13 protein-coding genes are annotated in these 25,174 nt (G+C 56.6%); 6 read left to right on the forward strand and 7 right to left on the reverse strand.

All coding sequences use genetic code 11. The features are described 5' to 3' along the window. Nucleotides 1-19 precede the first annotated feature (19 nt). Nucleotides 20-2,671 (forward strand): glycoside hydrolase family 3 C-terminal domain-containing protein, encoded by a 2,652-nt coding sequence (locus HDF09_RS19920; protein WP_183769219.1) that lies wholly within the window; start codon nucleotides 20-22, stop codon nucleotides 2,669-2,671. A gap of 107 nt (nucleotides 2,672-2,778) precedes the next feature. Here the strand turns inward: HDF09_RS19920 and xylB are convergent, their stop codons facing one another. Both xylB and HDF09_RS19930 read right to left on the reverse strand, forming a co-directional pair. Further along, on the reverse strand, nucleotides 2,779-4,260 hold the full coding sequence (gene xylB / locus HDF09_RS19925) for a xylulokinase (RefSeq protein WP_183769220.1): 1,482 nt from the start codon (nucleotides 4,258-4,260) through the stop codon (nucleotides 2,779-2,781). A gap of 35 nt (nucleotides 4,261-4,295) precedes the next feature. Continuing rightward, nucleotides 4,296-5,564, reverse strand: a complete 1,269-nt coding sequence (locus HDF09_RS19930) for an ROK family transcriptional regulator (protein WP_183769221.1) — start codon at nucleotides 5,562-5,564, stop codon at nucleotides 4,296-4,298. 393 nt (nucleotides 5,565-5,957) lie between these two features. Between HDF09_RS19930 and HDF09_RS19935 the strand changes: the two genes are divergently transcribed. The 5 genes from HDF09_RS19935 to HDF09_RS19955 all read left to right on the forward strand — a co-directional run bounded on the left by HDF09_RS19935 (nucleotide 5,958) and on the right by HDF09_RS19955 (nucleotide 13,833). After that, entirely contained in the window at nucleotides 5,958-7,646 is a 1,689-nt protein-coding gene (locus tag HDF09_RS19935) for a sodium:solute symporter family protein (protein WP_260181843.1), read from the forward strand. A 22-nt stretch (nucleotides 7,647-7,668) separates the two neighbouring features. Next, the gene (locus HDF09_RS19940; protein WP_183769223.1) at nucleotides 7,669-7,923 is read left to right on the forward strand and encodes a hypothetical protein; all 255 of its coding nucleotides are present in this window, start codon (nucleotides 7,669-7,671) and stop codon (nucleotides 7,921-7,923) included. Between the two features lie 49 nt (nucleotides 7,924-7,972). Next, nucleotides 7,973-9,289, forward strand: a complete 1,317-nt coding sequence (xylA, locus tag HDF09_RS19945; protein WP_183769224.1) for a xylose isomerase — start codon at nucleotides 7,973-7,975, stop codon at nucleotides 9,287-9,289. A 61-nt stretch (nucleotides 9,290-9,350) separates the two neighbouring features. Further along, entirely contained in the window at nucleotides 9,351-11,426 is a 2,076-nt protein-coding gene (locus HDF09_RS19950; RefSeq protein ID WP_183769225.1) for a beta-galactosidase, read from the forward strand. 10 nt (nucleotides 11,427-11,436) lie between these two features. Beyond that, nucleotides 11,437-13,833 carry a glycoside hydrolase family 95 protein gene (locus HDF09_RS19955; protein ID WP_183769226.1) on the forward strand — a complete coding sequence of 799 codons (2,397 nt, stop codon included), beginning with the start codon at nucleotides 11,437-11,439 and terminating at the stop codon, nucleotides 13,831-13,833. A 40-nt stretch (nucleotides 13,834-13,873) separates the two neighbouring features. Here HDF09_RS19955 and HDF09_RS19960 read toward each other — a convergent pair whose 3' ends face one another. From HDF09_RS19960 to HDF09_RS19980, 5 genes are all read right to left on the reverse strand, one after another. Beyond that, a complete protein-coding gene (locus HDF09_RS19960; protein WP_183769227.1) occupies nucleotides 13,874-16,255 on the reverse strand; it encodes a glycoside hydrolase family 31 protein in 2,382 nt (793 codons plus the stop codon). A gap of 43 nt (nucleotides 16,256-16,298) precedes the next feature. Next, nucleotides 16,299-18,476: a glycoside hydrolase family 3 C-terminal domain-containing protein gene (locus tag HDF09_RS19965; RefSeq protein ID WP_183769228.1), complete on the reverse strand. Its 2,178-nt coding sequence runs from the start codon at nucleotides 18,474-18,476 to the stop codon at nucleotides 16,299-16,301. Between the two features lie 69 nt (nucleotides 18,477-18,545). After that, nucleotides 18,546-19,364, reverse strand: coding sequence for an SGNH/GDSL hydrolase family protein (locus HDF09_RS19970; RefSeq protein WP_183769229.1), 819 nt, complete (start codon nucleotides 19,362-19,364; stop codon nucleotides 18,546-18,548). A gap of 98 nt (nucleotides 19,365-19,462) precedes the next feature. Then, nucleotides 19,463-23,071 carry a carboxypeptidase-like regulatory domain-containing protein gene (locus HDF09_RS19975; RefSeq protein ID WP_183769230.1) on the reverse strand — a complete coding sequence of 1,203 codons (3,609 nt, stop codon included), beginning with the start codon at nucleotides 23,069-23,071 and terminating at the stop codon, nucleotides 19,463-19,465. A 566-nt stretch (nucleotides 23,072-23,637) separates the two neighbouring features. Then, on the reverse strand, nucleotides 23,638-25,170 hold the full coding sequence (locus HDF09_RS19980) for a family 43 glycosylhydrolase (protein WP_183769231.1): 1,533 nt from the start codon (nucleotides 25,168-25,170) through the stop codon (nucleotides 23,638-23,640). Between the last annotated feature and the right edge of the window lie 4 nt (nucleotides 25,171-25,174).

Here is a 25,174-nt window from a genome sequence, read left to right on the forward strand (position 1 = left end):
CTTTGGAGACACTCGTTCTATGTGGTTACATTTGATCTCCGTTCTTATTGTTTTGTTAGGTCTTTTGCCTCTTGCCTCGTTCGGGCAATCGTCAAAGCGACTTCTCTACTCATCTCTCTCCGATGATGAACGAGTCAATGACCTCATGTCACGCATGACCCTTGACGAGAAAATCGCTCAACTCATTAACACTGCACCAGCAATCCCGCGCCTTAATCTTCCTGCCTATGATTATTGGAGCGAAGGTCTTCATGGCGTTGCCCGTTCTGGATACGCCACACTCTTTCCTCAGGCTATCGGTATGGCCGCCACCTGGGACGCTCCGCTCATTCACCAGATCTCAACGGCAATCTCTACCGAAGCTCGCGCTAAATACAATGAAGCCGTACGCCTCAACATTCATTCCATCTATTACGGTCTTACTATCTGGTCGCCGAATATCAATATCTTTCGCGATCCACGCTGGGGCCGCGGCCAAGAAACATATGGGGAAGATCCATTTCTTACCGCGCGTCTGGGCGTAGCGTTTGTCGAAGGTCTCCAAGGAGATGATCCTCACTACTTGAGAGCAATCGCTACTCCTAAGCATTACGCCGTACATAGTGGCCCAGAATCGACTCGTCATAGCGCCAATGTTGATCCCTCACCTTACGATCTTTGGGATACCTATCTTCCCGCCTTCCGGGCCACCATAACCGAAGCGAAAGCCGATTCGATCATGTGCGCCTATAACTCGATCAACAACTATCCCGCTTGCGCAAATAAATACCTTCTCCAAACGGTTCTTCGTGACGCCTGGTCCTTCAAAGGCTTCGTCACCTCTGATTGCGGTGCCATCGACGACTTTTATGAAGTGACGGCACATCATCTGTCACCGAGCAAGGAGGCAGCAGCTGTCGCAGGCATTGAAGCCGGCACAGATACAAACTGCGGCGAGACCTACCTCTCTCTCACCGAAGCTCTGAAAAAACATCTCATTAGCGAATCACAGATCAATGCCTCCCTTAAAAGACTGCTCCTTGCGCGGTATCGTCTTGGCCTCTTCGATGACGCTTCCCGGGTCCCCTATGCAGCGATTCCCTTCTCCGAAGTCCACTCCCCCTCCCACAGAGAATTGGCCAAAACTGCAGCCAGGAAGTCGATGGTGCTGCTGAAAAACGACTCCTCTTTTCTGCCGCTCGACCTGAACACTCGTACAATCGCCGTCATAGGACCTAATGCTGCCTCCTTGGCAGCCATCGAAGGCAACTACAATGCAATTGCCGAAGACCCCAAACTCCCTGTCGACGCCATTGCAGCTGAGTTTAAGAACTCAATGATCCTCTATGCTCAGGGCTCGCCGTATGCGGATCAGGTGCCTCTACCGATTCCTCGCACCATGTTTCATCCCAGCAAATCAGCGGTTGAAAACGGGCTGAAGGCCGAGTATTTCTCCGACAGCACTTTCCAAGGCAACCCTGTAACGACACGTATTGACAAGGCGATTGACTTCGATTGGAACTCCGCTGCTCCAACGCCCGGCGTGCCCTCCAATAGCTTTGCTGTCCGCTGGACCGGAACCATCACAGCTCCACAGACGGGAGATCTTGCGCTCGCAATGCATTTTGGTGACTGCTATCCCTGCACTGGACACGAGCAATTTAAGATCTTTGTTGATGGAAAACTCATTGCAAGTGACTCCCCGTCAGAGAATAGTTTAGATTCGCACTTTCGACTGAATTTCGTGGACACTAATCCACATGATCTTAGAGTCGAGTACATACATCACGCGCCACTCCGCGGCGCAGACCTCTCATTCGAGTGGACTCCACAGTCTTCGTATTTACGAAAAGAGGCCGTCGCAATCGCTCAGAAATCTGATGTCATTCTTGCGTTTGTAGGCTTATCTCCTAATCTCGAGGGTGAAGAGATGTCCCTCCATGTCGAAGGCTTCGCCGGCGGAGATCGGACGGACATCAAGCTTCCCGCTGCGCAGCAAGAACTTCTGGAAGCACTTGCCGCGACCGGTAAGCCGCTGGTGGTCATTCTCATGAACGGCTCTGCTCTCTCTGTCAACTGGGCTCAGGAGCATGCCAAAGCCATCCTAGAAGCCTGGTATCCCGGGGAAGCGGGATCGGAAGCAATTGCTGAAACTCTAAGCGGGCAAAACAACCCCGGCGGGCGTCTTCCCGTGACCTTCTATGCCGGGGTCGAACAGTTGCCCGCCTTTAGTGACTATTCCATGGCCAACCGAACTTACCGTTACTTCAAGGGCAAACCGCTTTATGGTTTCGGTTATGGGCTTAGCTATACCATTTTTTCTTATCAAAACCTCAGGCTCTCTAGTTCAAAACTCAAGGCCGGTGACTCCATTACAGCCGAAGCAGATGTGAAGAACACAGGGACTCGAGAGGGAGACGAAGTCGCGGAACTCTATCTGATGCCACCTTACTCCTCGGTGTCTCCGAACCTAGCCCTCGCGGGTTTCACGCGTCTGCATCTGAAACCGGACGAAACAACCCATGTCACCTTCACTCTTGATTCTCGTACCCTGTCCCAAGTGGACGATAAGGGCAATCGAGCCGTTGTTCCGGGTAGCTATGTTATTGCGGTAGGCGGATCTCAACCAGACAGTCGTCTTGGGAAAACCGCCAGCTTCAGCGTGCAAGGCACGTTAAAACTCCCACACTAGATATGGATCCAAGAGGGACTGCCGGGATCAGCTCTGCTGAACAGTTACAGACTAAGTATCCTCTACTTTACTGGCATGGCAGCTGGCAAGACAGCGGATCGTTGGAACTAGACGCCGTATTGAGTTATCCGATAATGCTTGTACGCTGCACGCGCTTGAGCGTATTGTGACGCCCTGGCAGGATTGGGCGAGGCGGTTCGCTGGTCATCGAGCTTGATGCAACGATCGCAGATTTCGATGAAGGTCTCCGGCGAGCCGATTTCGCTGCGAGCGGCGAAGATGGCCTGAATGCAAGCGCCGAGACAACCGGCCTCTTCTTCAAGAGGAACGTGCACGTCTGTGCCACTGGCATCGGCGAGGAGCTGGCGCCAGTGCGCGGAACGTGACCCGCCTCCGATGAGCAGAATGCGTTTCGCGTTTGTGCCATCGAGAATGAGATCGAGGCCTTCGAGAATGCCGAAGCTGACTCCTTCGATCGTCGCGCGGATGAGATTTTCTGGAGTGAAATTGGACGCCGAGACCCCGAGGATAGAGCCGTGCGCAGACGGCAGATCGGGAGTGCGTTCCCCGTTGAGGAAGGGGATGAAGGTCAGGGCATCCGCTCCGGGAATCGTGGTGGCCAGAGCCGATTCAATATCAGTGACTGTACGGCCAAGCGTATCCAGGGTCTGTGTGACGACATTGGTTGCGTTCATGGTGCAGACGAGGGGAAGCCAGCCGTTGGAGGAGGAGCAGAAGGGCGCGATGCTCGGGTTAGGGCTGGCTGCGGGTTTGTTGCGGAAGGAGTAGACGGTAGCGGAAGTGCCAAGGCTCATGGTGACGACGCCTTCGGTGACATTACCGGTGCCGATGGCTCCCATCATGTTGTCGCCACCGCCGCTGGCGACGAGACAGGAGTTGGAGATGCCGAGATCGGCAGCTACATCCGGTTTTACGGTGCCGATGATTCGCTGCGCGGGAACGAGGGTCGGGAGCGCGCGAAGGAGATGGCCAGTACCCTGGTCGATTGAGGCGAGGACCTCGGCGGCCCAGGTGCGATTGCGGACATCGAAGTATCCGGTTCCGGAGGCGTCGCCGTACTCCGCGCAGAGATTGCCGGTAAGCCAGAAGTTGAGGTACTCGTGGGGAAGAAGAATGTGACGGATTCTGGCGAAGTTTTCTGGTTCCCGCTGCTGCAGCCAGAGCAACTTTGATACGGTGTAGCCGGTGAGGGGGATGATGCCGAAGCGCTCGAAGAAGGCTTGCTGGCCCCCGAAGCGGGCGATGAGTTCCGCGTTTTGCGTTGCTGTTTCGGTGTCGTTCCAAAGCTTGGCGGGGCGAATGACCTGCTTGCGCTCGTCGAGAACGACAAGGCCGTGCTGTTGGCCGGAGACTGCGAGGGCTTCGATGGGATGGCCGGGAGCCTGTGCTATCGCTTGCTTGACTGAGAGTCGGAGGGCTTCAATCCACCATTGAGGATCCTGCTCGCGGGCGCCGGAGGATCGCTGGATGACTTGATGCGCGGCATGTCCTCGACCGAGTGCGATGCCCTGCTCATCGATCAGGAGAGCCTTTGTCCCTTGCGTGCCGCAGTCGATACCTAGATACATAGATGTGAGTCTCGTGATTGTGTACGTTGATTGGGTTAGTTACCAGTCTCAGAGCGCTTGCCTGCATTCGATTTATCTTTCGTGCCGCGGCGGGATGAGCTGTGATAGCCGGAGTGCCGCTGAAGTGCGATGGCGGCAGCTCCACGAAGGCGGGCCATCTCTCCTCCTGTTGTGATCTCAAGGCGGGGGGGAGAACCTGCGAGAATTCCCGATACCAACTCGTCCTGCACGATGGAGCCAAAGGTAGACCACGCTGTGGTGAGAGCGCCGGTGATGAGGATGAGTTCCGGAGAAAGGGCCGCAGTGACGAGGCGTAGGCCTTGCCCGAGATGCAGGGCCTGTTTCTTTATCGCCTTGATGGCGAGAGAATCACCTTCTTCGGCGAGGTGCATGAGATTTTGAATGGAGGTGACATTTGCGTTTGGATTGAGTTCGGAGTAAAAGCGCAGGGCCGCGTCGGATGAAGCGAGCGTCTCCCAGCAACCGCGCTTGCCGCAGCCGCAGAGAGGGCCGGCAGGGTCTACTGGGATGTGGCCGAACTCGCCAGCCAGGCCGTTGAGGCCCGAGACGATCTGTCCGTTGGCGAAGATCGCGGTGCCGAGGCCTTCGGAGAGGCTGATTAGAACTGCGTTACGCGTTTTATCCATGCGGCCGAACCAGAGCTCGGAGAGTAGACAGGCCGTCGCATCGTTGTCGAGTTCGACCTGAAGGCGCAGCTTCTTCTGGATCGCTCCCTTGATGTCATAGTCCGTCCATTTGAGATTAGGGGCGTGAATGAGATGGTTTGTCTTTGGATGGACGCGGCCCGGCACGCTGATTCCGACGCCTTCAAAGGTTTTGTGTGGGAAGCGATCGCGCATGGCCTGCATGGCTTCGATCATGCCGGCGACGGATCGTTCGGGATCCGAGAAGATGCTGATCTCTTCGTGCGCGAGCATGCGACCGTTGAGGTCGATAATGGCGAGGATTGCCCTTCGTGGCCGGAGGTCGGCTACCAACATGACGAGATTGTCGTTGAGCGAGAGCATGGTCGGGCGGCGGCCGCGGGGCCTGCGGGCTACGGCACCCTCAACGATCCAAGTCTCCTGTAGGAGTTGCTCGACGATATTGGAGACAGTGCTAGGCTGCAAGCCAGAGACGCGTGAGAGGTCGGCACGCGAGATGGGCTGCTTGGAACGAACGATTTCCAATACGATGTCGCGGTTGATGTCACGAGCGATCTCGCTTGATGCAAGCTCGACATAGGCGAGGTCGACGCGCCTGAATCCTTTGTCGACGTGCTCTGTTCTTTCTTTAGCAGACATGGTGCGCTCGCACGAGCTGAGAGTTCATCAGTGCTCCATCTCGACTTTGCAGGGATGTGCGTGAGGTTCCCTGAGTTAATAAAATCGCAAGAACTATTTCTTCGAGGTCCAGTATAGCGGTGTGCCACGGCGATTTTATAGAGATAAGTGGAACGATCTCGAAAGAGGTGTGTAAAAACCTGCAAACACCTAATTCTGTGCGGCCAGCGCGATGATATGGATTTGGGGTTGACCCAATCATCATTGACAACTTTATGGAGTAGCCGATATAGTTCGGGTCGCGAGTAAAATAGGGTTTTTGATGTTCCCTGACGCTTCACCCACCTTTTGGAAGGCTTTTCGTAGTACATAATGCTTTCTGTCGCTTTCAGCTTTTCTCTACTCGGCGCCCAGATGACGCGACTTAATCCAGTCGACGTCCTGATTCTGCTGCTCTACTTCGCTTTGGTCATCTTCATTGGGTTTTATGTGAAGGGGTCTACGAACACGAGCGAAGAGTTCTTTCTTGCTGGAAGGGAGATGTCGGCGTGGGTGGCTGGGCTGAGCTTCGTGTCAGCGAATCTGGGCTCGCTGGAGCTGATGGGATGGGCAGGGGCAGCATATCAATACGGGATGCTTGCAACCCATTGGTACTGGATCGGCGCGATTCCAGCAATGCTGTTTCTGGGCATCGTGATGATGCCGTTCTACTACATCTCGAAGACACACTCTGTACCGGGTTATCTGCATCTGAGGTTTGGCGAGGGCACAAGAGCACTGAGTGCCGTGTCGTTTGCGTTGATGACAATCCTGATGAGCGGGGTCAACATGTATGCCATGGCTGTCGTGATGCAGACAGTGCTTGGCTGGAATCTAACGTTCTCGATCTGGGTGGGCGCGGGAACGGTTGCGTTATATGTAATGCTTGGAGGTCTTCGCTCGGCAATCATCAACGAGGTGCTGCAGTTTGTTTTGATATGGGCGGGCGCAGCAACGATTCCAATCTTGGGGTTGATCGAGGCACATGGCTGGACGAATCTGAAGGCGCAGATTGCGACGAACGTAGGTAATACCAACTACACGCACCTGTGGAACACGCTTGGAGGGTTCAAAGACAACCCGATGGGCGTGCATTGGACGGGCATCGTCTTTGGGCTGGGGTTTGTTATCAGCTTCGGCTATTGGACGACGGATTTTCTTGTGGTGCAGCGGGTGTTGAGCGCGAACAGCCTGCGGTCCGCAAAGATGGCGCCGGTGATCGGTGCGGCGTTCAAAATGGCAGTGCCGTTGATCGTGATCCTGCCCGGTCTGATTGCGCTTGGACTGCACAACGCCGACGGCTCCATGGTGTTTCATCTGGTGCCCGGAAGTGTAGCGAAGGTGACCGGACAGCACAGCTACGACGACGTGCTGCCGTTGATGTTGGTTCGCTACTGCGGCCCCGGGTTATTAGGGCTCGGAATCACGGCGCTGATAGCGGGCTTTATGAGCGGAATGGCGGGTAATATCAGTGCCTTCTCGACTGTCTGGACTTATGACCTCTATGGCGCCTTCATCAACAAGAGAGCGTCTGACAAGCACTACGTAGCGATGGGACGATGGTCAACCGTTATTGGGATGCTTGTATCGATTGCGACGGCCTACCTGGTGATGAACGCGGCGTCGATCATGGATTACGTTCAAGCGTTATTCAGCTTTTTTATCGCGCCACTCTTTGGCACCGTAATTTTGGGGATGCTGTGGAAGAGGGCGACGAGAGCTGGCGGATTCTGGGGGTTGTTGGCCGGAACCGCAGCTTCGATAGGGATGTTTGTTTGGGTTCGTTTGAATGCCGACGGTCTGCGATACATCGCGATGAGTCCTGATGCGCGTCCGATGGCGGAGAACCTTTATCGTGCGCTGTGGAGTTGGCTGATCTGCGTTGTGATAACAGTGACCGTGAGCCTGATGACAACGGCTACGCCCACCGCCCAACTTGCTGGGCTGGTCTACGGAGTAACTCCGCTGCCTAGCGACGGCGCCGAAAAGCTATGGCAGAAGCCTGCCTTCTGGGCAGTCGTGGTGATCATTGTGTTTTTCATTCTGAATATAGTGTTTTTTTAGAAGCGAGCTGCGAGGAGACACGATGAGAGACAATCGTTCGCAAGATCAGAATTTGCAGAAGCGCAGAGCAAAGCTCTCCATATGGTTTTTCTGCGGCATCTTGATGCTGGCTGACGGTCTGGTTCTACTAAGCCAAGGCATCTTTGAGCGTTTCGGACACGAGCCCGCCACAGTTCTGGCGAACCTACAGCCGACGCTCTGGTGGGGCGTTCTACTGACCCTCTTCGGAGGTTCCTACACGGTGCGGTTCCGACCAGTGGCGCACTCGGTGGATTGAGTTTCTGTGCGGTACAAAGCGCAAGACACATTTTTATTTGGGGGGATATATGGGGCAATCGATTTTCAGTAGCTTTCCGACAGTGGAATACAAGGGAGCCGAGAGCACATCCGATCTGGCGTACCGCTGGTATGATGCGGACCGAACAGTGTTGGGAAAGCCACTCCGCGAGCATCTGCGATTTGCAGTCGCTTATTGGCACAGTCTGGCGATGAACGGTAGCGATCCATTCGGCGCGCCGACGATTCGCCGCCCCTGGATGGACCGCAGCGATGCGATGCAGGCTGCGCAAGACAAGGCAGACGCTGCATTCGACCTTTTTCGCGTTCTTGATCTTCCCTTCTACACGTTCCATGACCGCGATATCACTCCCGACGGGCAAACCCTGCGTGAGTCAATTACGAATCTTCACAGCATGTCGGACTACCTGGCGAAGAAGATGGAGTCGTCAAAGACACGGCTGCTATGGGGTACGGCGAACCTGTTCAGTCATCCGCGATTTATGTCCGGCGCCGCGACCAACCCAGACCCAGAAGTCTTTGCTTACAGTGCGACGACGATTAAACATTGCATGGATGTAACGAAGAAGTTGGGCGGCGAAAACTATGTACTGTGGGGCGGGCGCGAGGGCTACGAGACGCTGTTGAACACAAGCCTGAAGCGCGAGCTGGAGCAGATGGGCCGCATGCTCGCATTGGTGGTCGAGTATAAACACAAGATCGGATTCAATGGCCAAATATTGCTTGAACCGAAGCCGAAGGAACCGACCGTGCATCAATACGACTTCGATACGGCGACCGTGTTTGGGTTTCTGAAGAGGTTTGGCCTTGAGAGCGAGGTGAAGGTAAATCTTGAGGCCAATCATGCGTTGCTGGCCGGACACACTTTCGAGCATGAGATTGCCACAGCCGCTGACTTGGGGATTCTTGGTTCGCTCGATATTAACCGCGGCGACCCGTTGCTTGGTTGGGACACGGATCAGTTTCCGGTAGATCTGTACTCGATGACTTTGGCGATGTATCACGTGATCCAGGTTGGGGGCCTCGGGAGGGGCGGAATGAACTTCGACGCAAAGGTACGGCGGCAGTCAACGGAGCCGGAGGATCTGCTGCATGCGCACATTGGGGGCGTGGATATGTGCGCTCGTGCGTTCCTGATTGCTGCGAAGATTCATGAGGAAGGGCGTTTGGCTGAGATTGTGGACGCGCGCTATGCGGGTTGGGATCTGCCGGAGAACAAGGCGATGCTTGCGGGCAAGGAGTCGCTGGAGGCAATCGCTGCCCGAAGCGAAGAACGCAATATCAATCCCCAGCCGCGATCAGGGCGGCAGGAGCAGTTGGAAAATCTGATTAACCGTTACCTGTAGTCGAGGCAAGAGCAGCATCGGACCGCGAATACCGGTGTGGTTCTCGAGTAAAGGAGTTTCGATGATTTTGCGGTGTTGGGTTGTGCGATCTGCATTTGTCCTATTGACCTTGAGTGTCCCTGCTCTTGCCCAGGTTGCGTTGCCCACAGATGCGCGGCGCCCTGCATTGAGGCTTGGAGCGGCATGGTATCCCGAGCAGTGGCCGGAGAGCCGATGGGACGCGGATCTCACGCTTATGGAACAGGCGCATGTAAATTTTGTGCGCGTGGGTGAGTTTGCGTGGAGCACCATCGAGCCGCACGAGGGCGAGTTTCGTCTGGAGTGGCTGCAGCATGCAGTGCGTGCGGCGGAACGGCATCACATTGCGGTTGTGATTGGGACGCCATCCGCCGCGCCGCCAGCCTGGCTTACGCAGAAGTATCCTGAGACCCTACGCACCATGGAAAACGGCAGGAAGGATGGACATGGAAATCGCCAACAGTTCGACTGGAGCGATCCGAAGTATCGCGAACTGAGCCGGAGGGTCGCGGAGAAGATGGCCGAGGCGTTCGGTCATGACGCGAATGTTATCGGCTGGCAGATTGACAACGAATACGCCAATGAGAGCTATGGAGAAACTACCCAGGCACAATTTCAAAGCTGGCTTCGCGGAAAGTACGGGACGCTTGAGAATCTAAATACGCGGTGGACGACCGCTTATTGGAGCGAGACCTACCAGGATTGGAGTCAGATTCCGATCGCCGAACATGGGGGCAACCCGGGCCTGATGCTGAACTGGAAAGAGTTCGTCTCCGACACTTGGCGGAGTTATCAGAAGAACCAGTTGGATGCGATTCGCGCGCATGCTGAGCCTCGACAGATGATCACTACGAACATGATGGGGTGGTTCGACGCATACGATCACTACACCGTGGCGCAGGATTTGGACTTTGCCTCGTGGGACGATTATGTGGGGGCCGGACATCTGGACCCAGTGCGCAATGGTGCGACACACGATTTGACTCGTGGATTTTTGCGCAAGAACTTCTGGGTGATGGAGACGCAGCCGGGCTTTGTGAACTGGCAGACGGACAACAATGCGCTCGATAAGGGAGAGGTTCGGGCTATGGCGTGGAATGCGATTGGCCATGGCTCGGATGCAGTGGAGTACTGGCAGTGGAGGAGTGCGCTGAACGGACAGGAGCAGTACCACGGTACGCTGGTTGGAGCCGATGGGACGCCCGTCCCGCTATACGGCGAGGTGAAGCAGATTGGGGCTGAGTTCGAGAAGGCCGCTCCAGTGCTGGCTGGAACGACTGTGAGGTCGGAGGTTGCGGTGCTGCAGGACTACTCGAGTCGATGGGCTATCAATTGGCAGAGGCACAACAAAGCATTCGATCCGGTCGAGGCTCTGTTAAGTTACTACGCTCCGCTGCATAAACTTGCTGGTTCGGTTGACGTGATTGCGGATACAGCTCCTCTGACGCAGTACAAACTGGTCGTCGCTCCGGCGTTGAACGTACTGACGCCGGAGGCTGCAAAGAATTTGGAGGCTTACGTTCGTACGGGTGGCAATCTCGTGCTAGGGCAGCGGAGTGCCATGAAGGACGAAGACAACAGTCTATTTCCAGAGCGGCAACCGGGACCACTCGCCGCAATGCTGGGAGCGAGGGTTGAGCAGTTTTACGCGCTGGATCAAACAGTGCCGGTGAGCGGCGTGTGGGGAGATGCGCAGGATACGATCTGGGCCGAACAGCTTGGCGTAATGGATCAGGCTACGCAGGTTCTGATGCGTTACGGAACGAGCAACGGCTGGTTGGACGGACAGCCCGCGGCTGTGACACGCAAAGTTGGGCGTGGAACTATTACATACATTGGCACGGGGCTTGATGCGGCTGCGATGAGACGTGCTGCGGAGTGGATGCTCGAGGAGAGCGGCGTCGCGGCAGTATTGCCTGAGATTCCGGCAGACGTGGATGTGGCGATACGGTCGAACACAAAGACGCGGGTTCTCATTCTGACGAACTATGGATCGGAGATGCGCGTCATCAAGCTGCCACATGCAATGCACGATGTGCTCAAGGGTGGGGACACAGCGAGCGTTTCACTTCCACGGTTTGGTGTCGTGGTGCTTCAGGAGTCGACCGGTAGTAAGTAGGAGGACCGCTTTGTCCGGCTTCACTAAGGTGGAACAATGTGGCGCGCTTACGTTGCTGTTGGGCTTCAGTTCCATGCTTGCGGCCCAGAGCTACGTGCCTTCCGGTGACCTGCTGGTGCGCTTCGGTGCGCCGGCACGCGTCTTCGAGGAGGCTATGCCAACGGGCAATGGACGGCTAGGAGCGACGATGTATGGCGGCATCTCCGAGGAGAGAGTGGACCTGAATGAGAGTTCGATGTGGTCCGGCTCACCCCACGACTCGGATCGCACAGACGCTGCGAAAGAGCTCCCAGAGATTCGCAGGCTTCTGATTGCGGGTGACAATGTGGCCGCCGAGGTTCTGGTAAATAAGAGCTTTACATCGGCTGATGCGGGGAGCGGCGATCCTCGCTATGGTTCGTACGAAGAGTTGGGAAAACTGCTGCTCTCGTTTGATGGGATGAAGGATGCGAACGCCAGCGAATATCGCAGATGGCTTGATCTCGATGGGGCTGTGGCGACGACGAGTTTTGAGGCAAATGGAGTGCGCTATACACGCGAAGTATTCACAAGCGCCCCGGACCAGGTGATTGTGGTGCACCTGCGCGCGAGCCGATCGCGTTCGCTTTCGTTGCGCGTTCGTCTGGGCAGAGTGGAGCGTTTCCAGACGAAGACCGATGGTAAAGATGGCTTGGTGATGACGGGCGCGCTGGACTCGGGCGTGCACGACATGGCTGGCCTTCGGTATGCCACCCGTGTGCGAGCGTTCATTCGCGGCGGCACGATAAGACCAGTCGATGGCGATTCTCTTTTGATCTCTCGCGCTGACGAGGTTACGCTACTGGTGACCGCGGCAACCAACTATCGAGGATTCGCAGGCCGTCACAGCCATGACGCCGAGTTCGCCGCTTTGCAGGATATGCGCGCGGCGGCACAGCGGTCTTATGCGTTGTTACTGGCGCGCCACCAAGCGGATTATCGCAGCTACTTCCGCAGAGTATCGCTTGTGATGGGAGACGCAGCTCTGGAGCAGAGCGCGGCCGCAGACCGCTTAGCCGCGGCTCATTTGGGAGCGAACGATCCTGGGTTGGTGGCGCTCTACTTTCAGTTTGGCCGCTATCTGTTGATTTCGTCGTCTCGTCCGGGTGGCCTGCCGGCAAATCTTCAAGGGCTTTGGGCAGAGGGCATCCATCCTGGATGGAAGGGCGACTGGCACTTGAACGTCAATGTGCAGATGAACTACTGGCCAGCGGAGCCAACGGGACTAGGAGATCTTACGGATCCTCTGTTCGCTCTTATGGAAGGCCTGCAGGTGCCCGGCGGACATACAGCACGGAGCTACTACGGCGCCGATGGATGGGTCGCGCATGTGATGACGAATGCGTGGGGCTTCACGTCACCCGGAGAAGAGGCTTCGTGGGGTTCGACTATTATCGGTTCCGCGTGGCTGTGCCAGCACATATGGGAGCACTATCTCTACACGGGCGACGCGGAGTTTCTACGACGCATGTATCCCATGATGAAGGGCGCTTCGGAGTTTTATCTGTCGATGTTGGTTCACGAGCCGAAGCATGGATGGCTTGTCACGGCACCCTCCAATTCGCCGGAGAACACTTTTTACATGCCCGATGGACGGAAGGCCAGCGTGTGCATGGGACCTGCGATCGACGAGGAGAATCTTCGTTACCTGTTTGGCGCGACGGCAGAGGCGGAGGCGAAGCTTGGACTGGACGAGGATCTACGAACGAAGCTGATCCAGACGCAGGCGCAGCTTGCTCCTATCCAGATTGGCGCCGACGGCCGCGTGATGGAGTGGCTTGAACCATATCGCGAGGTCGATCCGCATCATCGTCATGTTTCGCATCTGTGGGCCGTGTATCCAGGAGAAGAGATCGATCCTGAAGCAACTCCGAAGCTGGCTGAGGCGGCGCGACAGTCGCTGGAGGTAAGAGGCGATGGCGCAACGGGTTGGTCGCTTGCTTACAAGATGTTGCTGTGGGCGCGGCTCGGAGATGGAGACCATGCTTATGCCTTACTCCGAAACCTCTGGAATCCCGTGGATCCTATTAAACAGAGTTCGGCGGGAAGCTTTCCGAATTTGTGGGATTCGCATCCGCCGTTCCAGATCGATGGCAACTTTGGGGCCACGGCCGCGATTGCGGAGATGCTGCTGGATAGCCGTCCGAATGAAGTTCGCGTGCTTCCAGCATTACCCTCCGCACTGCCCGAGGGCCGAGTCGACGGGCTAAGGGCGATAGGAGGAATGACAGTTGGAGTGACCTGGAAAGCTGGGCGAATGACTGAGTTGAGGCTGCTGTCAGAGCGCGATGGGGTTGTCAGAGTTCGCTATGGATCGGTTGTTCGGGAGTTGCAGATGAAGGCTGGAGCGAGGAAGGTTCTCGACGGGTTGCTGCGAACGGTTAGCTAGAGCGCGTGCGAGTAACCCGTCTCAGAAGATGCGACTCTATCTATCGGTTTTCTACCTCGAGGACCGAGGCATCGGGCGCGCTCCATGCGTCTGGACCGCTGTGGGTCAGCTTGGCTGTCGCGTTGGACCAGTGAAGATGGGTAAGTTGGAACTGGCCCTTCTCGTAGTTGTAGGTGTTGCCGTCGTCACGGTAGAGGTCGAAGTCGCCGTCGGCTCCAGGGTAGACGCGAACGCGATCGATCTTCTGATCTTCGTTGGTGCTTTCAACAACACTGCCAAGAGGAATGATTGAACCGGCACGAACGAAGAGGGGAATCGTGTCGATGGGAGCATCGACAGTGATGGTCTGTCCACCATGCACTTTCGTATTCGTCCAGAAGTTGTACCAGTCAGTTCCAGCAGGCAGATAAACCTCGCGTGATGTACTTCCCTGCTCTGTTACCGGAGCGACCAGCAGAGCAGGTCCAAACATATACTCGTCAGCGATATTGGCAACCTTGGGGTCGCTTCCGAAGTCCATGAACAGGCCGCGCATGAAGGGAGCACCGGTCTGGTTGGTCATGTGGCCGAGGCTGTAGATGTATGGCATGAGCTGATAGCGAAGACGAAGATACTTCACGAGGATTGGTTCGGCCTGCTTGCCGTAGGACCACACCTCATTCTGCGGACGGCTTCCGTGACTGCGGAAGTTGGGCTGAAAGGCTCCGTACTCGAACCAGCGGACGTAGAGCTCGGGATAGTCATCGTAGTGGCCAATGTTTTCGCGGGCATCAGAGGGGTCGATGAGCGGGGTGTGCAGCGGAGTGTGATGCGAGGGAAGATACTGCCAGCCGCCGATGTCGGTGCTCCAGTAGGGTGTACCCGATGCCACGAAGTTAATGCCGGTTGGGACCTGACGTTTCAGGGTGTCCCAATTTCCGCTGATGTCGGAGGACCAGAAGATGGCGCCGTTGTGCTGCGCGCCGAGATATGCGTCGCGAGCGAGGATGAGCGCCCTAGTCGGAAGGTCTTCGCGAAAGCCATTGTAGAAAGCTGCAGTGTGAAAGAGGGGGTAGATGTTGAAGAACTGCGTGCCAGGGCCAATGTGGAAGTAGCTTCCGTTAGGAGGAAGATCTGGCTCGGTCTCGTCGGCCCAGAAGGCGTCGAAACCTTTGCTGATGTAGTTCTCTTTGACGACGTCCCAGTACCACTTTGCAGCGTCCGGGTTCGTGATGTCGATGTCTGAGCCGGCGCGGTCGTAGGGTAAGCCATTGGTAGGCGTGCCGTCGGCTAGGTGCTCGAACCATCCATTCTTTAGCACGGTGTTGTAGTAACGGCCCTCTGGTACGAAGCGGGGCCAGATGCTGATCATGGTGTGGAAGTTCAAGGCGTGCAGTTCTTTGTTCATCGCCGCGGGGTCTGGCCACTTGGTGGGATCCATGTCCATCTGACCCATGATGGTGTAGTGGAACCAGTCGATGACTAGGTCGTCGATTGGGTAGTGGCGTTCGCGATATCCGTGCGCCACACCGAGAAGTTCGGCCTGGCTGGTATAGCGCTGCTTACTCTGAATGTAGCCGTATGCGGATTTTGGGAGCATAGGGGTTGAGCCAGTGAGCAGACGATAGCCGGCGTAGATCTCATCGTAAGTTGCACCAGCGATGACGAAGAAAGAGACTCGTTGGCCGACATCTGATGTCCAACGTACCTGATCGTTGAATCCGAAGGCGACGGTGGTCGCGGATGGATTGTCCCAGAGGATGCCGTAACCTTTGTTTGTAACTATGAATGGTACACATACACTTTGGCCAGAGGGTGCGTTGTAGTCGTGAGCACAACGGAGTACATGGTTGCGATGGTCGAGGTAGCCTTCCTGATTCTGACCCAAGCCATAGTAGTGCTCATCCGGTGGTGAGGCGAAGCTGGCGCCGACCTGGAAGAAGGGTGCGTCAGTGGAGCGGCGGTCGTAGAGGATGTCGGCGTTGCCGTCCTTGTGGTTGGGGACCGACATCTGCCAGCCCTGCATGCGAACGAGGTCCGCATTATTGGGGGTTTTGATGGAGAGGCCGACGCCTGGAGTGGAGCCGTTGAAGAACTTCGCTATGTCGGCGCTGGTTCCGGTGGGAACCCACTTCGGCCCCTGGGGTGAGACCGTGACGACAAGGCGGTTGGACCGCAAGGTGTCACCTGAAGTGTCGCTCCCGGCTGTCCATCCTGTAGGAGCTGGCGTCGCTACGATGCCATAACCAGGTGCAGCGAGTGCATCCTCGCGCCGCAGGCTAATGGAGACGCGAACGATATTTGGCGCGTAGGGCTCGACGAGCACGGTGGCATTATCGCGAGAGAGCGACAGCTGCTGAGCGCGCGTCACCGGAGTTACCAGGAGCGCGCAGAGACAAGAGAGCGGAATGAAGTGGACAGCGGTGCGGATGTGCCTGGACATAATTTTCTCTTCTTTGTTCAAGTATCTATCAGAGGGTCCGTGACTAACGGGCGACGTTCAAGGTTTTGCTTAGCTTGATATCGTCCGAGCTGGCACCGATTCGAAGTTCGATGGGGCCAGGTTCAACAACAAAGGCATGTTGTGTTTGGCTCCAGTAGCCGAGCGACTGCGCAGGTAGGTGAAGAGTGACAGCTTTGGATTCACCAGCGCGAATGTGCGTGCGTTCGAAGCCTCTTAGCTCTTCGATGGGACGCGACACGGCTGAGTGAGGATAGGCGACGTAGAGTTGAACGACTTCGTCACCATCTCGCGCACCTGTGTTGCGTATGTCAACGCTGACGGTCAGGTCGCCGTTCGGCGCGAGGCTGGATGGGCTGACGCGCAGATTCGAATAGGCGAAAGTCGTATAGCTGAGACCGAAGCCGAAGGCATACAGAGGCTTCTGCTTCAGATAAAGGTAAGTTCGTCCGTGGCGAAGATCGTAGTCCATCATGGGAGGAAGCTGATCGATGGAGCTAACCCAGGTCTGGGTTAGACGTCCCGCTGGGTTGTAGTCACCGAAGAGCACGTCCGCGAGGGCGTTTCCCTGCTCTTCGCTGTTGTGAGTGATCTGCAGGATGGCTGGTATATGCTCCTGGGTCCAGTTGGTCGTGTAAGGGAAGCTCGTTTGCAGTACAACAACGGTCTTGGAATTGGCGGCGTAGACAGCCTTGACGAGCTCCTCCTGCTCCAAGGTGAGACTCTTGCGATCAATCGCTTCTTTGCCCTCGCTCGGCAGTGCGCATTTGAACCATCCAGCGTCGCAAGTAGGGTGGTTACCCACGATCACGATGGCTACGTCGGCTTTGGCGGCAAGAGCGGCAGCTTCGTTTGGATCATCGCCTTTCGAAAAGGTGACAGAGGAGGAAGATCCAGCCCGTGTTCGGATTCCTGCGAGCGGCGTCACGATATAGGGGGGAGTACCGCTGTACCAGTCAAGTGCTACACGATCGGCGAGTGGGCCGATGACTACGATGTTTTTTGCGTTGTCGGGACGAAGGGGAAGGATGTTGTTTTCGTTCTTCAAAAGCACGATGGACTCGTCGGTGACCTGACGTACGAGAGCGTGTCGCTCAGGCCAGTTCCAGGGATCACCTTTGGCTTGATCTAAGGTGCCGATTTTGGCATAGGGAATATGCTCTGCAGGGTCCAACATGCCTAGCCGCAGCATGACACGGAAGACGCCGCGGATGTTGGCATCTATCTCCTGCTCGGTGATGAGGTTCTGTTTGAGCGCGTCCATGACGGGCTGGCGGTAGTCGTCGAGGAACTGGTTGATACCGGCGTGAATTGCAGCCGCGGCGGCTTCGGACATGGTTTTGAAGGCATGGTGATGGGTGACAAGATTGGTGAGAGCGCCGCCGTCAGTGCAAAGGATACCGTCGAATCCCCACTCCTTCATGACTGTAAAGCGAAGCACAGGATTTTCGATCATCGGTACGCCGTTCCATCCGTTGTAGGCGGTCATCATGGCATTGGCCCCGCCCTGCTGGATGGCCATGCGGAAGGGGACTGAGTAGTACTCGCGGAAGAGGCGCTCGTCGAAGTTCGAGGAGGAACCGTCGCGGCCGTCTTCATTGCTGTTGGCGAGGAAGTGCTTCAGGAGCGACGCGGTGAGCCAGACGTGCGGATCGTCGCCCTGCAGGCCGCGGGTAAAGGCAGTAGCCATGGTTCCGACCAGGAACGGATCTTCGCCATAAGACTCTTCGCTGCGGCCCCAGCGGGGATCGCGACTGAGGTCGGCGTTAGGTGCGCGGACGACCATGCCGCCACGATGGTATTTACCGTAGGCGTAGCGAGTTTCGTAGCCTTCAGCAGCGGCGGCTTTCTGGACGAGCGCGGGATCCCAAGTCTGGCCGAGTCCGCGCGATTGGGGGAACTGTGTCGTGGGAATGACGGGGAGGTTCTTGCCCTCCCATCCGCCAGGACCTCCGAGGGCGAGCCCGTGCAGCCCTTCAACGTGCTGTGTTCCGACCACGCCAAGCCTGGGGATGGTTGGGTTTGTGCTGAGCGCCTGCACTTTTTCCTCGAGCGTCATATGGCCGATCAGGTCGGTGATGCGTTCTTCGGCGGGGAGATGCGTGTCCTGAAAGCGATACCCCTGCTGCGCCTGGAGGAGTTGAGGAATGGAGACGACAGCGAGTACAGACACGATGGAGACGGATCGGTTGAACCTATGCATGGAGGCAATATTTCCTATCGTTCGGTGTGAGTTGTAGAGCGAATGCGTTCGCTGAGTGCAGAATCCTGCTTATTTGGTGATTGTTGGCACCGTCGTCTGGTTGACCGGCTGTTGGATGGCCTTCTCGGCAAGCGGCGCCATAATGGCGTAGCCGGCAGCGTTTGGATGGACACCATCGGGGGAGACGCCGGCGTCGAGGCCTCCCTGATCATTGGTCATCGCGGAGTAGTAGTCGAGGTAAACGAATCCGTTAGACTGTGTGTAGTGTTTGATCCAGTCGTTGAGTTGACGGACTTCAGCGGCGGGATGGAGACCGCGACGCCATGGATAGTCGCTAACCGGAAGAACAGACGCCAGGATGACGCGAATGCCGTGAGCCTTCGCGGATTCGCACATTGATTGCAGGTTATCTTCGATCATCTGAAGTGACGAGAGGCCAGTATTGCCTGCGAGATCGTTGGTTCCGGCAAGGATCAGGACAGCTGCCGGCGAAAGGTCGATGACATCCTGGCGGAAGCGTACGAGCATCTGACCTGTGGTCTGGCCGGAGATCCCGCGATTGATGTAGGACTTGCCGGGAAAAAATGGAGTGGGGACGTTGCGGCCCCACGAGTCGGTGATGGAGTCGCCCATAAAGACGATGCGAGACTCGCCTGTTTCGGGCGGAGGTAGCTTTGCGTTCTCCTCGCGATAGCGACCGAGCTGTGGCCAGTCAGCGCCGAGCTTTTGCAGTGTGGATACCTGCTGGGTGTTCAATGAGGCGGGGGGGAGTATGTAGATGGGATCGACGGCCTGGGGCGACGCGGGGACGGTTGAACTCTGAGCAATACCGGCAGAGGCAATGAACGAAAGAGCACCAGAAAGCAGGAGGCTAGTTGCAACCTTCATTTAGTTCTCCGAAAGGTTTCGATCGAGATGAGACGAGCCCTGCCGCCAGGGCAGGTGGCGACAGAGCTCGTCCAGTTCAGCAAGCAAGAACAGCTCCGTTAGAAGTGGTACTTGATTGCGAGCAACAGGGTGCGTTGGGTGTACTTCGCGTCGGTGATGCCACGGTCGACATTCGAGACTTGAGAGACGAAGGAACTGTTATTTGGAGTCTGAAGCTTCAGCGTCACCAGATCCGTGGTGCTGTAGCCGGGCAGCGGGTGGTTGAGGAAGTTGAAGGCAGATCCGCGAATCTCCAGCGCCTGGTGCTCCGTGATGTGGAAACTCTTGTAAACGCCGAGATCGGAGTCGAAGAAGGACGGGCCGCTGAGATACGGGGCCTGACGGTCTCCAACCTGCCCGATCTGTGGCGCGGTGAAGCAATCGAGGTTGACGTGCTGATAGTTCTTGAGGCCGGCAGTAGGATTGCAGATGGTTAGCGGGAGCACACTGTTGAATGGCGTTCCGTAGAAAGTGGATGACCCTACGGTGTGGCCAAGCGTGGTGTTCTCGATGGTCAAGCCGAGATTCTGGCTTGTGTTTGCCTGCAGGTTACCACCTGACTGCCAGGTGGTGGTGCCGGAGAGCGTCCACCCGTTCACAAATCCACCCGCAAAGAGATGACCGTGAATGGGCGAGCCAAGATCAAAGGCATAGGAAGTGTTGATGACGTGAGGCCGATCGATGTTCAGCACGCCATAGTTATTGGCGACGTTGAATGCATCGAGTGTGCTCCCAACGATTCCAAGGGACTTTGAATAGGTGTAGTTGACATTGAAAGTTGCACGGCCCGTCTGGCGAAGCAGACTGACCTGCGCACCGTTATAGTTCGCATAACCCGAGTGAGTATTGACCGAGATTGCATTTGTTCCGTAGCCCTTGTAGTAGGGGAAGTAGTCCACGATGTTGGGAACGTTCTCTGGATCGACCGGTGCAGGAGCCCCAGTAATAGGATCTGGTTTGAAGAGACCGCCGAGCGGAATCTTGTTCTGGTTGACGAAGTTTGCCCCGCCTACTCCAGAACCGTTGCTCTGTCCGCCCATCAGAATGTTCTGGGTTTGGTTACCAACATAAGCTACCTCGAGCAGCATGTTGCGCGGAATGCGCTGTGAGATAGTCAGGTTGTAAGCATAGGTCACGCCAACCTTGTCGTCAGCCTGATCTGTTGCATACACGCTCGAAGGCAAAGAGCCGAGAGACGCTGAGTTCGCCCCGAGCGCTGCAACCTCCTTGAGGGTGATTGCTTGATTGTTGCTGGAGTTGTACGTCTTGACCCCGAGCGATGTCTGGAGCGGACCAGCATAGTCGTTGTACTGATCGTTCCAGCGATAGGCCGCCCAGCCGCCGCGTACAACGGTCTCACCGTTGCCTTTGACATCATAGGCGAGTCCAAGACGAGGCTCGAAGAAGATCGTCTGTACGGGAGATCCTCCGTTCGGGACAGACCCATCGGTAGCATGCCAATAGACGCCAGGATAGATCTTGCCTGCGCTGACGTCGGCAGCGTAGCGATTCGGTTCCCACACTGCAAGACCGGTACCAGTGTTGTCCTGCCATCGACCGAGGTGTTCGAGGCGAAGTCCGAGGTTGAGCGTCAGGTGGCGGGTCGTCTTCCAGTTATCCAGGAAATAGCCGGCGCCTGTGGTGTAGGCCATGTCGTCGGTGGGATTACTGTTGTTCTGCGTGAATCCACTTGTGATGCCCATCAGAAAGTTTGCCAGCGGATTGACCGTGCCTATGGTCAGGCCGGTGACCTGATCGGTCTTTGCCCCACTTGCAAATGAGAGCGCCCCGTTGGGAGAACCATAGGTCTCTTGCTTATTACCGGACCGGCTCCAGTAACCACCCATCTTAAAAGTATGTGTTCTGTAGACGAACGTGACGTCATCGGCCACAGACGGGGCCTTTTTGTTGGTGTTGTAGACTCCGCCATTTCCAAACAGGTCTGGTTGTGAGATGTCGGGCAACGTACGGGCTCCCGGCGAGTTGATTGACGGCACAAGCTGGGAGGCATTGTTGTAAACGCTGCCGTAGGGATAGCCGAGGGTAGAGATCTCCATCGCCTTCAGGTTGCTGGCAGAGAACGGATTGTCGAGCCAGCCCACGGCGACGCGTAGTTCATTGGTCGCCGCGGAGTTAAACACATGAATGTAGCTGCCGCTCAACACGTGAGAATGAACGGCACTTACAAGCGGACCGCCAGGATAGGCGATGGCATTGGAAGGCGTGTAATAGATATGTGCCAGGCTGGTCTCGGAGTCGCTGCCGTATTGGTAGCTCACAAACAACTTGTTTTTGTCGCTGAGGTTGTAGTCCACGCGGCCGCGGTAGATATATCCATTGTGGACATTGGTCGTCTGCAGAAAGTAGTTGTAGCCGCTGCCGTTGCTCGAGGGATTCGTATTGGGCTGGGGGAAGAGCTTCAGTAATGCCAGCGCACCCGGATCGAGATACTGCGCAGGAATCTGCGTACCGCTCAGTTTCGTTCCGTCCGGAGCGTATCCGCCGTTCAGTGACTGGCAGAAATCGTTTCCTGTGCTCGTAGCGCAGAGTGCGGCGTTGTCCGGATCGCTGAGGCTGAAGTTGCCCGCGCGCATCGCTGCCGTCGGCACATAAGAGGTTAAGGGTGAGGCCGCTGGAAGAGTCTGACGAAAATCTTCGAACCCAGCCCAGAAAAGCAGCTTACGGCTGTGATTGAAGTTGGTGTGCGGAATAAGGATCGGCCCCCCCACGCTAACACCCGGATAGTAGTAAGAAGCGTCCGGCCGCGCCGTTGGAGTTGTGCTGTGCTTGTCTTGCCAAGTATTGGCGTTCAGCACACTGTTACGCGCGTAGAAATACCCTTGACCATGGAACTCTGATGAACCGGAGCGGCTGATCACGTTGATGACGACGGGACCCTGGGCCGCATCGGCGCCGAAGTTGGAGGTCTGAACCTTAACCTCCTGGGTCATATCCGGGTTCACGGTCGCGATGGACCAGCACGCACAACCGGGATCGATGATGCTTGCGCCGTCCAGAAGATAGGCCGTGCCTCCACGATAGGGGGCGCCGTTGGTGTTGAGACCTACTCCAACCGCAGAACCTGAAGACCCGTTATCACTGAAGTCGAACCCTGGGCCGTTGCCCTTGCTACTCGCGGTGGTCGTGGTTCCAGGAAGAATTTTTAGCAACTCAGAGAGGTTGCGGCTCTCAATCGGAAGCCTATCAATGTCTTTGGTGCTCAACAGTGCCGAGCGCTCGCCGGAGTCCTGCGGCGCGATCTCGTTGGCAGCGCTTTCTACAGTGATGGTATCGGTTGTGCCGCCGACGGTGAGGCTGAGGTTGTTGAGATTGCGCACATCTCCCGGGTCGACTGTCACATTATCCTGGCGAAACCCGCGGAAGCCGGGCGCCGCTATCTGCACCGTGTAGGTCCCGGGGATGACACCGGCGAAGGTGAAGTAGCCGGATGAGTTGGAGGTGACGTCGCGTTTGTCTCTGCTTGCGGTGTTGGTGAGGGTGACCGTAGCTCCCGGGATGACGGCACCGGTAGTATCGACCACGTTGCCCGAGAGACTGGCAGTGGTCTGCGCCTGCATGTGTGGTGCGGTGCCGAGCAAGCAGACGGTCAGCAAGAGGAGTAAAGCGAAGCTCCACTTGAGTTGGAGGTTAGACTTTGCGAAAAGCATGGTGCGGCCTCTTTCACTTCAATTTTTTTGCGACACGAACTAATTGCTGGTGGATAGCTCTATGCCAGAGAATAGATTTAGTCTTGTACGAAATCGGAATGAGCATAGAACACGCGAACAGAAACAGTCAACCAGGAAATTTGGGCGATAAAAACCAATTTTTATGAATGTTTTGTAGAGAGCAAGGAGCTTGATGGGGTTGAGGCGCAAAACGAAGCACCATAGAATGAGCGCGCGACAAGATATTATTATGGCAATGGACTTTAATGCACTCACCCTTTACAACAGCAATGTAAGTAGGGAACAAGGAATAAATGAAAGCGCCTACAAAGACACAGCCGCTCCGTAGGCCCTGATCTTTCAGGGCAAGCTCCGTAGCAATACCGAGAGGAAATCTATGTGGTTTGATTTGCGCCACACCTCTTGCTGCTCGCCAAGGCCGGTTATGCGACTCTTAGAGATCGCAGTTGGTTGATGCCCTTCCCCGAAATTAGTAGACGCACCGGTCGGGACGCACGTTTGGTGGGATGATGTGGCGCTCGGTGGTCCTGATGCAACGCGCAAAATCAAGTGGGGAGGTTTATTTGGGGCCAGAAGCGGAAGTTGCGGAAAGTGGCGCAGCCAGTACCCCAGGCTGAGAGGGCAGGTCGGACGTCGAGAAAACCGCCCAGGATGTTGTGGTGCATTCCGGAGATCTCGGCCGATTCTTGGGTACGCTGCCATGGTTGATCAAGCAAGCGGAAGTAAAAGTCGATCTCCTGGCGGTCGTTGACGATGCGAAGGGTCGCGCGGGTGGGGTTGGCTAATGAGTGGTTGAAAACAAGACCGTTGCCTGCTCGGATACTCAAGTCTTGAGGGCCCAGTGTGATGCCGGTTGCGTGCTCGGGGTCGTAGAAGAGGAGGAGGCCGGCTTCGCAGTCGGGATCGATCTCGACATCGACTTCGACGGTGTATGCGTGACCTCCCACGGATGCGGTGAGGACCGATGTGTCGGATAGGCCCTTGCCCTTGGCGTTAAGGCGGAGGTAGCCCTTTCCTGTATCGAAACGCGTCGAGTCGTATTGATGCCAGAACCCCCATTGAAGGCCGAGCTCTGCAGTTACGAACTGGTCCGATGGGTCGAGGAATGACTGCTGGCTTCGGCCGGGTACGGGCATGGGGAGGACTGAGTCGGCGCCGGTCTCCGGCTGCTCACGGAACCAACCGTCTGTCGTCCAGACGATGGGAAGGAGCAGGAGTTGGCGGCCAAGGGTGCGATAGCCGTTCTCATAAGAGTGCACCGTCATGTACCACTTGCCGTCCGGAGTATCGACGAGGCGGCCGTGGCCAAGGCTGAGCCAGCGGTCGTCTCGCGATTGCGTATGGATGATGGGGTTGTAGGGCGAGAACTCCCAAGGGCCTTCCGCGTGGCGGCTCCGGGCGCTGATGACGGAGTGGCTCGTGGCCGGGCCCCCAGTGCCTCCTTCGGCGACGTTCAGATAGAAGTAGCCATTGTTCGCAAGCAGCTTAGGGCCTTCGAGGCACGTGCATTCGATGCGCGTGGAGGAAGGTACGGGCCAGGGTTCGAAGACTGGGCGAGATGGGGACTTTACAGAGAGACCGTCGGGCGTGAGCTCGAGCATCTGGCCACCGTTAGTGTAGAGAAATCGGCGGCCATTCTCGGCGATGTGGGCGGGGTCGATGGCGGAGACGCCGAGGTCGATGGGCTCGCTCCATGGGCCGGTGGGATGTAAGGCGTGGACGACGAAGAGACGGTTGTTGGCGGGGAAGTAGATATAAAAGTGGCCCTGATACTCGCAGAGGTAGGGTGCCCATACGCTGCCGTAGTAGCCATGCAGCGCGGCGGCGACGGGCTTCCAGTTAACGAGGTCGAGCGAGTGCCAGATGAGCAGACCTGGGGCGTAGTCAAAGCTGGAGTGAGTGAGGTAGAACTCGTTGCCAACCCGGATGGGGCTAGCGTCGGGATGATCTCCGCCCATAATGGGATTGGTGTAGACGCTGGACGGGATCTCTGCGGATAGGATCCGCAGACCAGGCGTGAGACTGAATGCGAGCGACGCTGCGGATGCATCGCGGAAGAAACGGCGGCGCGTAATCATGCGT

The organism is Edaphobacter lichenicola (assembly GCF_014201315.1).
Classification (GTDB): Bacteria; Acidobacteriota; Terriglobia; order Terriglobales; family Acidobacteriaceae; genus Edaphobacter; species Edaphobacter lichenicola_B.